General features: G+C 46.1%; 8 protein-coding genes. 6 read left to right on the forward strand and 2 right to left on the reverse strand.

The features are described from left to right. Nucleotides 1–111 precede the first annotated feature (111 nt). Both cdhD and acsC read left to right on the forward strand, forming a co-directional pair. Nucleotides 112–1,422: a CO dehydrogenase/acetyl-CoA synthase subunit delta gene (cdhD, locus tag ACSAZK_RS06270; RefSeq protein WP_440956516.1), complete on the forward strand. Its 1,311-nt coding sequence runs from the start codon at nucleotides 112–114 to the stop codon at nucleotides 1,420–1,422. Nucleotides 1,423–1,425: 3 nt separating this feature from the next. Further along, nucleotides 1,426–2,835, forward strand: coding sequence for an acetyl-CoA decarbonylase/synthase complex subunit gamma (gene acsC, locus ACSAZK_RS06275; RefSeq protein ID WP_440956517.1), 1,410 nt, complete (start codon nucleotides 1,426–1,428; stop codon nucleotides 2,833–2,835). 851 nt (nucleotides 2,836–3,686) lie between these two features. Here acsC and ACSAZK_RS06280 read toward each other — a convergent pair. Next, nucleotides 3,687–4,193: a DUF134 domain-containing protein gene (locus ACSAZK_RS06280; RefSeq protein ID WP_440956518.1), complete on the reverse strand. Its 507-nt coding sequence runs from the start codon at nucleotides 4,191–4,193 to the stop codon at nucleotides 3,687–3,689. A 695-nt stretch (nucleotides 4,194–4,888) separates the two neighbouring features. Next, complete coding sequence (locus ACSAZK_RS06285; protein ID WP_440956519.1) at nucleotides 4,889–5,179, reverse strand: DUF134 domain-containing protein; 291 nt, start codon at nucleotides 5,177–5,179, stop codon at nucleotides 4,889–4,891. 2,261 nt (nucleotides 5,180–7,440) lie between these two features. On the opposite strand from ACSAZK_RS06285, the gene cdhA reads away from it, so the two are divergent. Genes cdhA through ACSAZK_RS06305 form a run of 4 tightly spaced genes read left to right on the forward strand, consistent with a single transcriptional unit; the run spans nucleotide 7,441 to nucleotide 12,617 of the window. Next, nucleotides 7,441–9,855, forward strand: coding sequence for a CO dehydrogenase/acetyl-CoA synthase complex subunit alpha (gene cdhA, locus ACSAZK_RS06290; RefSeq protein ID WP_440956520.1), 2,415 nt, complete (start codon nucleotides 7,441–7,443; stop codon nucleotides 9,853–9,855). A gap of 2 nt (nucleotides 9,856–9,857) precedes the next feature. Then, nucleotides 9,858–10,370 carry a CO dehydrogenase/acetyl-CoA synthase complex subunit epsilon gene (gene cdhB / locus ACSAZK_RS06295; protein WP_440956521.1) on the forward strand — a complete coding sequence of 171 codons (513 nt, stop codon included), beginning with the start codon at nucleotides 9,858–9,860 and terminating at the stop codon, nucleotides 10,368–10,370. A gap of 25 nt (nucleotides 10,371–10,395) precedes the next feature. Then, on the forward strand, nucleotides 10,396–11,805 hold the full coding sequence (gene cdhC / locus ACSAZK_RS06300; protein ID WP_440956522.1) for a CO dehydrogenase/CO-methylating acetyl-CoA synthase complex subunit beta: 1,410 nt from the start codon (nucleotides 10,396–10,398) through the stop codon (nucleotides 11,803–11,805). Between the two features lie 50 nt (nucleotides 11,806–11,855). Next, entirely contained in the window at nucleotides 11,856–12,617 is a 762-nt protein-coding gene (locus ACSAZK_RS06305; protein ID WP_440956515.1) for a nucleotide-binding protein, read from the forward strand. Nucleotides 12,618–12,672: the final 55 nt, after the last annotated feature.

Raw genomic sequence — 12,672 nt, forward strand, 5'->3', positions numbered from 1 at the left:
CCTATGGCATGTAACTGAGATTTAAGCGGATCTTTATAGTCCATAAAAAACGCATCACATTAACTCAGTCACTCATAAAAACGGATAATAAACTGAAATGGTGAGGTTTACATGGCAAAGAAGATGAAATTAACTGACATTACAGACATGTTCGCGGGCATGGACGTAGAAGCCCTCGAAGGTGTTACTATTGAAGGGGACATTGAACTTGACCTCAGTTCCCTTGGCGGTGGCTTTGACCCGATGCTCGCTGCAGCCCTGGGACAGGAGAGCGCAGTACTTGCCCAGCACTTCGCAAGAATTGCAGGCATGTTCGGATACCCCGTAGGTATCGGAGGCCCGGCAGCCGCTGCACCAGCAGCAGCCTTAGCTGCCCCGAAGTTTAAGGATCTCATCCCTGCCAAATTCGATGTTGCAAACATGGCAGATTGGGCAACCCCAATACAGGAAGTCAGGATAGGTAACACATCAGCAGACGGTGGAAGCCGTGGAAAGGCAGTCCACGTTGGTGGCGAGAAAGCCCTTCCGTTCTACTTCGACGCGGAGATGCCTAACAGGAACCAGGTTACAATCGACGTATTCGATATGCGAATAGGCCTTGCAAAGGCGGTAAAGCAGAACTACGACGAAGTCATGGACAGCCCAGGAGAATGGGCAAAGAAGAACGTTGAACAGTTCAACGCCGACATGATAACAATACACCTGATTTCAACAGACCCGCTAATCAAGGACACACCGGCAAAGGAAGCAGCCAAGGTTGTAGAAGAAGTCCTGCAGGCAGTTGACGTGCCAATCGCGATAGGGGGATCAGGGAACCCACAGAAGGACCCGGAAGTCCTCGCAAAAGCAGCAGAAGTTGCAGAAGGCGAGCGCTGCCTCCTTGCATCGGCAAGCCTGAACCTGGACTATGCAGCAATCGCAGAGGCCGCATTAAAGTACGACCACGATGTGCTTTCCTGGACGCAGCTGGACATGAACTCCCAGAAGGAACTCAACAGGAAGCTCATGAAGCAGTGCAACGTGCCCAGGGAAAGAATCATCATGGACCCGACCACTGCAGCACTCGGATATGGTCTCGACTACGCTTACACCAACATGGAGCGTATCAGACTTGCAGCCCTTATGGGTGACGACGAACTGACATTCCCAATGTCCTCAGGTACCACCAACGCATGGGGTGCACGTGAGTCCTGGATGGTTAGCTCCCCACTCAAGGAAGACTCCGACTGGGGCCCGAGAGAATACAGAGGCCCGATCTGGGAGATTATCACCGGTCTGTCCCTTGCACTTGCAGGAAACGACCTATTCATGATGATGCACCCGACATCGGTTGCTTTCCTGAAGAAGGCCACGCAGACCCTGTTCGGTTCGATAGATGCAGAGCCTGTTGACATTTCCAACTGGATAGCAGCGGAGGTGTAAACAATGAAAATAAACAGCCCATTACAAGCCTACAAGTACCTGCCCCAGACAAACTGTGGAGAATGTGGGGAACCCACCTGTATGGCCTTTGCATCAAAGCTGATAGACAGGTCCGGTAAGACGGCAGATTGTCCACCCCTGGTTAAGGAAAAGAAGTTCGCAAAGAAGCTCGCAGAACTAGAAGGCCTCCTTGCTCCTGAAATCCGTGAAGTGATCATCGGTGTAGGCGAGAAAGCAGCAAAGATCGGTGGGGACGATGTCCTGTACCGCCACAAGCTCACCTTCTTCAACAAGACGAAGATGTTCTTCGATGTGGCAGACAACATGGAAGAAGCGGCCCTTGTGGAGAGAGTAAAGCAGATTGCTGACTTCAGGAAGTTCTATGTAGGGAACTACCTCCTCCTTGACGGTGTCGCAGTAAGGGCAGCCTCCGGAGACCCCGCAAAGTTTGCCGCAGCCGTCAAGAAGGTAGCAGAGACAACAGATCTCCCATTAATCCTCTGTTCCTTCGATCCTGCAGTCCTTAAAGCAGGCCTTGAAGTAGTAAAGGACAAGAACCCACTGCTTTATGCCGCAAACAAGGACAACTGGAAGGAAGTAGGAGAACTTGCCCTAGAGTACAAGGTGCCTGTGGTAGTTTCTGCACTCAATGACCTTGATGCCCTCAAGACCCTCGCAAAGACCTTTGCAGAGGCAGGCATTCAGGACATTGTCCTTGACCCCGGAACCGTTCCGGTAGGCAAGGGCCTGAAGAACACATTCACCAACTTCCTGAAGATCAGGAGAGCAGGAATCGATGGGGACGTTGAGATTGCATACCCGATACTGGCCCTTCCCTTCACAGCCTGGATGGCAGGAATAGAGGACCCTGTAAGTGCATCATACTGGGAAACCGTGATGGCTTCGATGTTCACCATCAGATACGGCGACATAATGATCCTACACAGCATGGAGCCATATGCCGTACTGCCTGAGATGCACCTGGTAGACACAATCTACACGGACCCGAGGACCCCTGTAGCCGTTGACGGTGCCATGTACAAGGTAGGAAGCCCGACAGCAGACTCTCCGGTGTTCTTCACAACAAACTTCGCCCTTACCTACTACACGGTAGAGAGCGACATTGCTTCCAACGGAATAGACTGCTGGCTGCTTGCAGTTGACACCGACGGGATCGGCGTGGAAGCTGCCGTTGCCGGGGGCCAGCTGACCGCCGACAAGGTAAAGGACGCCTTTGATAAGTCGGACTTCGACCTTAAGAAGGACGTCAACCACAACACCGTTATCATTCCGGGTCTGTCAGCTCGCCTGCAGGGCGACCTTGAGGACTCACTCAGTGCAAGCATCAAGGTAGGACCAATGGACTCCGGTCGTATCCCCGGCTGGATGGAAAAGAACTGGCCACCGCAGTAAATACGAAAACGAATTTGAATATTAATATTCCGTGTCACTATGACACGGAATAACGTTTATTATAACTTTTAAAAAACGCACTTGTCGACTTTCCTGACAGGTTCTGAATTGAAGAGAAAAGGGACATAAAAATCGACTTTTTTGCCTTAATGCCATACAGATTTGCTTTGTTTTTTATATCCAAATAAACATCCAGATAATTGGCTCTGTAGAAATCCTCAATTAATGAAAATTATTTCTTCAACTTTTTTGCTTATATGTTTGAAAACTGAAATCGAACCCGGTCACAAACAGGAGCCTTTTAACCAATACAACAGGGTTTCTACGGGACCGAAAAATCTTCTTTGACATGAAGAAGTCACTTTGCTTGCACGAATGCGCCAGCTAAACTTTGATTGACCGTTTAAGCCTCAACAAAGAAGTTACTCAACGTCTGAACGTGCAGAATTGATCTTCGGAACCTTAATAGGTGCCAGACAATTATCCCCTATAAAAGGAAGAAAGACACTTGCTAGATCAATTTTTCGAATTAAGTCCGATATTGGGTGGAATGATTGATTTTTTCCAAACCATTAGTTCTTTATACACAAGTAAGCATGCTATCTTAAATATAGTATTTAGTTGATCGAAAAAATAGAGTTTTTAAGTATAGGACTTACGCATTTGAATTGGAAAACTGAGTAACAAGATGTTAATGTCCAAGACGAAAATTAAAACAATAATAGTTATTGTGTTTGATTTTATACATCAATCACGTACATTTATAATAGTAAAATGTTCGCATGAGCCAAAATGGGCACACACATCAGACTCTAGTCCAGTATCACTCATCAATGGTATAGATATTATTGTCACTTTTTTTTGCTTCCTTCACCAGTATTCCTGCTGCTTTCCTTTCCTTTAGGGCAACAGTAATCATTCTCAATAAACCTCTTTCCTCTTCCATCACCACCTATTCGGAAAATTAGACTGGAACCACAATTTGGACAGCTTGTGGGACGAAGCTGGTCGGACTTTAATTCCCACACATGATCGCATTCTTTGCAGAGAAAATTGACCTTGCATTCACCACTATTAACGTATTCTCCTCCAGAGATCTCGATCGCTTTTCCGTTGACAAGAGCATCAGCCACCTTCTGTCGTGCCTTTTGGAGGTCGCTCCAGAAAGTTTTCCGGGATACTCCCATTCTGTTAGCAGCCTCGCTCTGCTCCATCTGGAGAAAGTCGCAAAGACGAATAGCCTCAAGCTCTTCTATGGATAGGTTGGCGATTTCCAGACAGCAAAGAGGGATTTCTCTGGGCTTGTAATAGGTGGCCTTTGGAAAGCAAGATACCCTGCGCTTAACTCTATTGACCATCAAACTACACTTGTACAACACGTAATAAGTATCTATCTATTTTACGCAACGCATTAAAGTATTGACCCTAACATCGTCATTAGTGAGAGTAAACACAAAATGCCATAATAACGCCAAAAGTATTATACTCAGCTGGAATGCCATCAAATCAGGAATCCCAGAATAATTTGGAAAAAATTTATAGTGCAACGTGTAGTATAGGCCTTTGAGAAATATCGTCGTGCATACATAGTTTCTGGAATACCAGAAATTAAAGTCTATGACTCTCTACTGAACCGCAGTTTGGACAGAGATCTTGCCTGATCCTAATATTTAAAGGAGGCTCATTATACTTACATATCGGATAAGAAAAAGACCCTCTATTTTTTCATAATTAGATTAAATTTGATAAATAAGTCCATCCAGTACTTTAATAGCTTCCTTTTAGTGTATAAAGACGCTGAATAAGTTTTACATCTAGATTTTTCAAATCTGCAACTAAATTCTTGATTTCGATAAATACTGACATGAATTTTCCTCTGAAATCTTGAGCTGCAGTTACATCCGGTAGATTTGCATTTCCGGACTGCGCATTGAGGCATGAAATCCTCTAAGTTTCAATATTCTCTATTTCAGTCTGCGTCCTGCATCTTTTTTATGCTTGCTTCATTAGTGTTCCTGCTGCTTTCCCTTTTTTTGGACATCAGTAATCATTCTCAATAAACCTCTTTCCGCTTCCATCGCTGCCAATTCGGAAAAATTAGACCGGAATCACAATTAGGACAGCTTGCGGGACGACGCTGATCGGACTTTAATTCCCACACATGATCGTATTCTTTGCAGAGAAAATCGACCTTGCATTCACCACTATTAACGTATTCTCCTCCAGAGACCTCAATAGCTTTCCCGTTGACAAAGGCGTCAGCTGCCTTCTGTCGTGCATTTTGGAGGTCATTCCAGAAAGTCTTCCGGGATACCCCTATATGAGCAGCCTTATTCTGCTCCACCTGGAGAAGGTCGCAAAGACAAATGCCTCAAGCTCTTCCAGGGACACGTTAATAATTACGAAAACACATTGAGGGATTTCACTGAGTTTGCAATAAGTAGCTTTTGGGATTCTTGATACTCCGCTTAACTCAACAAACCGCCAAAATACGCAAATGAGATGTTGTATAAATAATTAACCCTGAGACAATTAAACTATTGACAAAATTAATAAGCTCTGAACCCATATTTCGGATTCTGTATATTAAGTACAAAACCAATAGCATTAAACTCATAAATGTGTAAAATACGATTATAACTATGACGTTTACTTAATAGTTTTATATCATATATCCGTTAGTCCTGTTGCTATTTTCTTCCTTTTACACCTGATTTAACGTAAAAATTCTGCTAATCATTGGCGTACTTTCGTTTTGCCTCTTATTCGAATAATTTCATGTTATATTCTTATGAAAAATGAGTATATGATGCCGTTTTTCATGCTTCATCACGAGTCAACGACCCATAAAGAGTTTAGATAGGATTTATACAGCGGAATTTTTTTTATTATTATATTTATACCAAACAAAAGTGAAAACTATTTATAATACGTCGCTTAAGTGTAATTTAGGAGTCTATCCAAAAAGTGCTGTGACCTACTGTAAATTCTACAATAAGCGAATCATAAATGAACGGATTCCGGATAATAAACACTAATTGTCTAATTGTAATTTTACAACATGCATAGAACTTTTCGGGTAGTCTCTAAGATCTCTTTTTTCTGTGAGATCGCAACTTACTATTATATGACTTACCCACTTGAGGTATAAAACAAAAGCAGTGAACTCCCAACTTCTAAAAATTCAAGTTTTAACTGATAAATTTACTGCACATGATTTTGTATTGTAAGTGTGCAAGTTATATAAAAAATTAATAAAGCTGAAATGAGCAAATTAACTACCGGAGTTTTTCTATAGAAGACTTTGAATTATTTCAGATAACTATCAATAATATTGTAGGGGCAGCAAAGGAGGCTGCTGAAGAAAAAGCAAAGGGGCTCGTAAAGCAGGCCCCAAACTTTCCCCAGGACTTTTGGAGACCGTTCCAGAAAGTTTTCCGGGATGCCCCTATTCTGTCAGCAACCTCATTCTGCTCTACCTGAAGAAGGTCCCAAAGACGAATACCTCAGCTCTTTCAGGGACACGTTAATAATTACGAGAACGCTAGCGGAATTTCATTGAATTTGTAATGAGTAGCTTTTGGGGTTCTTTTGAGATCCCACTTAACTCAACAAACCATCAAAATGCGCATATGAGAGGTAGTATAAATAATTAATGCCACAACAATTTAAATATTGATAAAATAAATAAGCTCTGAATCCATTTTAAGATGCTGTATTTTAAGTATAAAACCAATAGCACTAAACTCATAACTGCATAAAGTGCGATTATAACTATGACATTTACTTAATAGTTTTGTATCATATGTCCGTTAGTCCTGTGGTTATTTTCTGCCTTTCACACCTGATTTAACGTAAAAGTTCTGCTAATCACCGGTACTTTCGTTTTGCATCTTATTCGAATAATTTCATGTTCATTTCTTATGAAAAATAAGTATATAATGCCGTATTTCATGCTTCATCACGAGTCAGCGACTTGTAAGAGTTTAGATAAGATTTATACAAAGGAATTTTTTATTATTTTTATATTTATACAGAACAAAAGTGTAAATTATTTATAATACGTCGCTCATGTGTAATTTAGGAGTATGTTCGAAAAGTGCTGTAACCTACTGTAAATTCTACAATCGGCGATCATAAATGAACGGATTCCGGATAATACGCACCAATTGCCTAATTGTGATTTTACAACATGCATAGAACTTTTCGGATAGTCTCTAAGATCTCTTTTATTTATTCTGAGATCGCAACGGCTATTATAGGACTTACCCACTTGAGATCTAAAACAAAAGCAGTGAACTCTAAAATCTCTAAAAATTCAAGTTTTAACTGCTTAATTTACTGTACTTGATTTTGTATTGAAAGTGTGTAAATTCTATAAAAAGTTAAAAACGATCTACTAAAAATGTCATTTAAATAGTTGGAACTGTAAGTGTGCAAGTTCTATAAAAATTTAAAAACGATTTATAAAAAATGTGATTTGAATAGTTGTAACTTTCAAGCAGACGTCAATATAAATTGCACAGTCAGTATCGGTATGCCGAATATCGTAAATACAATCCTCTGACAAATCGGCTTTAAGCGTATTTAGGAGGCAAAGCTAAAATGAGTAAATTAACTACCGGGAGTTTTTCTATAGAAGATCTGAAAGATGTTCAGATCACAATTAACAACATTGTGGGGGCAGCAAAGGAAGCTGCCGAAGCAGAAGAGCTCGGTCCAATGGGCCCATCCCCGTTCCCGGGTCTTGCAACCTACAGGGACGATTGGAACCTCAAATTACTCGACCGTTATGAGCCCGTAATCACCCCAATGTGTGACCAGTGCTGCTACTGCACATACGGCCCCTGTGACCTCTCCAACAACAAGAGAGGTGCCTGTGGTATTGACATGGCCGGACACAACGGCAGGGAATTCTTCCTCCGTGTGATCACCGGTACTGCCTGCCACGCAGCCCACGGTCGTCACTTGCTTGACCACCTGCTCGAGACCTTTGGCGAAGACGTCCCCCTTGACCTTGGACAATCCGACGTCCTGACCCCCAACATCACGATTACAACCGGGCAGAGCCCCAAGACCCTCGGGGAAATCAAGCCTGCAATGGAACATGCAGAGGAACAGCTCACCCAGCTCCTTGCAACCGTCCACGCAGGGCAGGAATCCGCAGAGATCGACTACGACTCAAAGGCTCTTTTCAGCGGCAGTCTGGACCACGTAGGAATGGAAATTTCCGATATCGTACAAATCGCAGCCCTCGACTTCCCGAAGGCAGACCCCGAAGCCCCACTTATTGAAATGGGTATCGGGACTATTGACAAGGAGAAGCCATTCCTCTGTGTGATCGGACACAACGTGGCCGGTGTCACCTACATGATGGACTACATGGAAGAAAATGAGCTGACCGACAAGGTGGAACTCGGTGGACTCTGCTGTACCGCAATCGACCTGACCAGGTACAAGGAAGCCGACAGGAGGCCCCCATACACCAAGGTCGTCGGTTCCATGTCCAAGGAGCTCAAGATCATCCGCTCCGGAATGCCTGACGTCATTGTTGTTGACGAACAGTGTGTCCGTGGAGATATTGTACCCGAAGCCCAGAAGCTCAATATCCCTGTGATTGCATCCAACGCCAAGATCATGTACGGTCTGCCCAACAGGGACAACCAGGACGTCGATGCAACCATCGAGGAACTCAAGTCCGGAGCAATTCCGGGTTGTGTGATCCTTGACTACGAGAAGCTCGGAGAAATCTCCGTAAGGCTCGCCCAGGAAATGCACCCGATCCGCGAAGCAGCAGGAGTCAGGGAAATCCCATCCGAGGAACAGCTAAAGGAATGGGTTGACAAGTGTGCCGACTGTGGAGCCTGCTATCTTGCATGCCCGATTGAGCTGGATATTCCGGAAGCCATGAAGTTCGCCAAGGAAGGAGACTTCAGCTACCTTGAAGAACTCCACGACTCATGTATCGGCTGCCGCCGCTGTGAACAGGTCTGTAAGAAGGAGATCCCGATCCTTAGCGTCATCGACAAGGCATCCCAGAAGATCATCGCTGAAGAGAAAGGCTGGATGAGAGCTGGCAGAGGTCAGGTATCTGACGCAGAAATCCGTTCCGAAGGCCTGAACCTGGTCATGGGAACAACCCCAGGTATCATCGCAATCATCGGATGTCCGAACTACTCTGACTGCGCCAAGGGTGTTTACTACATCGCAGAAGAGTTCCTGAAGAGGAACTACATCGTTGTCGGTACCGGCTGTGGATCAATGGATATGGGCATGTACAAGGACGAGAATGGCGAGACCCTTTATGAGAGGTTCCCCGGCGGATTCGTATCCGGTGGACTTGTTAACATCGGGTCCTGTGTCTCGAACGCCCACATCACCGGAGCCGCCCAGAAAGTCGCCGGTATTTTCGGTGGCAGGACCATGGAAGGCAACCTTGCGGAAATCGCCGACTATGTCCTGAACCGTGTCGGTGCCTGCGGCCTTGCATGGGGTGCATTCTCCCAGAAGGCTTCTTCCATCGGTACCGGATGTAACATCTATGGTATCCCCGCAGTGCTCGGTGCCCACAGCTCCAAGTACAGGAGAGCCTTGATCGCAAAGGACTATGACGAATCCAAGTGGAAAGTCTACGATGCCAGGAACGGCGAAGAAATGCCAATCCCACCAGCACCGGAATTCCTCCTGACCACCGCAGAGACCTGGCAGGAAGCAACCCCGATGATGGCAAAAGCCTGCATCCGCCCGTCTGACAACAACCTTGGAAGGTCTATCAAACTGACCCACTGGATGGAACTCCACGAGAAGTACATCGGCGGAATGCCCGAGGACTGGTGGAAATTCATCAGAAGTGAGGCTGATATCCCACTTGCAAAGCGTGCTGCCCTCATGAAGATACTCGAAGAGGAACACGGCTGGGAAATTGACTGGAAGAGGAAGAAGATCATTTCCGGTCCGAAGATCAAGTTCGACGTCTCGGCACAGCCCACTAACCTCAAGAGACTCTGCAAGGAGGCCTGAAAATGGTTGACACTACAAAGAACACCAAGCTCTTTACCAGCTACGGGGTGACCACCTCCAAGGCAATCAACCCTGACATGGCAGCCAAGATGATCAAAAAGGCAAAGAGGCCGCTTCTTGTGGTCGGATCTGGAGTTCTTAAGCCCGAACTCCTAGACCGTGCAGTTAAGATTGCACAGAAGGCGAACCTTCCGATCGCTGCCACAGGTCACTCTCACGTAGGATTCCTGGACAAGGACGTAGATGCCAAGTACATCAATGTGCACCAGCTCGGGTTCTACTTAACCGACCCCAACTGGCCCGGACTTGATGGGAACGGAAACTACGACACCGTAATCATCCTGGAATTCAAGAAGTACTATATCAACCAGGTACTGTCCGGAACTAAGAACTTCTCCAGTGTAAAAGCAATTGCAATCGGTAGAGACTACATCCAGAATGCAACAATGTCCTTCGGGAACATTAGCAGGGAAGACCACTACGCTGCCCTGGATGAACTAATCGACAACTTATAAATTTGATTAAGGAGGCGAAGCATAAATGGCAGATGAATTCCCATTTGAAATTTCCCCAATGTATGAAGGTGAAAGAGTAAGAAAAGACGGTATGTTTGTTGAACTCGGTGGTCCCAAGTCCATGGGTCTGGAACTCGTTAGGGCAGCAGACATGGATGCGATTGAGGACGACAAGGTCACAATCGTCGGTCCCGACATCAAGGACATGGAAGAGGGCAAGACCTACCCCTGGGCAATGGTCTTTAACATCGCCGGAGAACTGGTAGAACCTGACCTCGAATCCGTTGTTGAAAGGCGTGTCCACGACTTCGTGAACTACTGCCAGGGTATCATGCACCTGAACCAGAGGTATGATGTCTGGATGAGGGTTTCCAAGGACACAGCCGCAAAGATCGACTCCCTTGAGGCCTTCGGTCAGGCAGTAATGATGCTCTTCAAGACCGAACTTCCCTTCATCGAGAAGATGCAGGCAACCTTCTACACCGACGAGGCAGCAGTCAAGGAACAGCTGGACAATGCAATGGACATCTTCAAAGCCAGAGACGCCAGGACCAAGGACCTCCACGATGAAGACGTTGATGTCTTCTACGGCTGCACTCTCTGCCAGGCATTTGCTCCGACCAGCGTCTGTGTGGTCTCCCCTGACAGGATTGCCCTCTGTGGTGCAATCAACTGGTTCGACGGCCGTGCTGCCGCAAAGGTAGACCCGGAAGGCCCGCAGTTCGAGCTGGCCAAGGGAGAATGTCTCGATGAACTCAGCGGTGAATACGCCGGAGTTAACGAGATTGCCAAGAAACTCTCCGGCGGAGAATTTGACAGGATCAAACTCCACTCTTTCTTCGAGTTCCCGCACACTTCCTGCGGCTGCTTCGAAGTTGTAGGGTTCTACATCCCAGAAGTCGACGGTATCGGCTGGATTAACAGGGAATTCCAGGGAATGTCCCCCAACGGACTCGGATTCTCAACAATGGCCGGTCAGACCGGTGGTGGGAAGCAGGTAGTCGGTTTCCTCGGTGTTGGTGTGAACTACTTCTACTCCCCCAAGTTCATCCAGTCTGACGGAGGATGGAACAGGGTTGTCTGGCTCCCCTCCACATTCAAGGAGAAGATTGCAGAAGCCATCCCTGCTGACATCATCGACAAGATCGCAACCGAAGCAGATGCTCCGGATGTCGACGCCCTGAAAGCCTTCCTGCAGGAGAAGGACCACCCCGTAGTTGCAAACTGGGTCGCAGAAGAAGAGGAAGAAGAAGAGGAAGAAGAAGAGGAAGAAGCTGTTGCAGCAGCCCCAATGATGATGCCGGCAGCAGGCTTCCAGATGCCCGCAATGCCGATGGTCTCAGGTGGATCCGGCGGTGGAATCAAGCTGACATTCAAGAACGCAAAGATTTCCATCGACAAGATGATCATCAGCGAGAAGAAAGCAAAGAAGTGAGTGACACGCAGGTGCTCTAAAACAGAAAAACAATTACAAAGAGGTATTCTGTGACAAAAGTTATTGCAATAACGGGAAAAGGCGGGACAGGTAAAACAGCGGTAGCGGCTCTTTTGATCCGCTACCTTTCTAAAAATGACAACTTTTTACTTGCAGTTGACGCAGATGCGGATACGAACCTGCCAGAAACCCTGGGCTGTGAGGTTGTAAAGACCATCGGGGACGCAAAGGAGGCACTCCAGGAGGAGATTACAAAGCCGAAACCGGACCACCCCGACATGAATAAGGAATCGATACTCCAGAGTAAGATCTACGAGATTATTGAAGAGATGTCGGGTTACGATCTCCTGGTCATGGGCAGGCCCGAAGGTGCAGGCTGCTACTGTTATGTGAACAACCTGCTGCGGGGCATCATGGACAAATTAGTTGTCAACTATGATGTGGTGGTCATTGATACGGAAGCCGGACTCGAGCACTTCAGCCGGAAGATCATCAGGAACGTCGATAACCTGATTGTGGTGACAGACGCCTCCAGAAGGGGTTTCAGGACTGCTGAAAGGATTCATGAACTTGTGGATGAACTGGAATCGAACATTAGCAATATACATGTTATTGCAAACAAGGTCACAGATGCCAACCGCGATAAGATCGAAAAACTTGCCGGGGATCTAAAACTTGACCTTATAGGCATGGTCCCCCTGGACCCGAAAGTCGAGGAACTGGACATAGGGGGTATACCCCTCTCCGAACTCCCAGAGGATTCGGCTGCAGTGATTGAAATCGAAAAAATTGCAAAGAAACTGGGGTTCTAACCCCGGTTTCAAACAATTTTACGAACCTGTGGAACGCTGCAGGATGAAATGGGGT

It is taken from the genome of Methanosarcina sediminis, from assembly GCF_052056915.1.
In the GTDB taxonomy this organism is placed as follows: Archaea; Halobacteriota; Methanosarcinia; order Methanosarcinales; family Methanosarcinaceae; genus MTP4.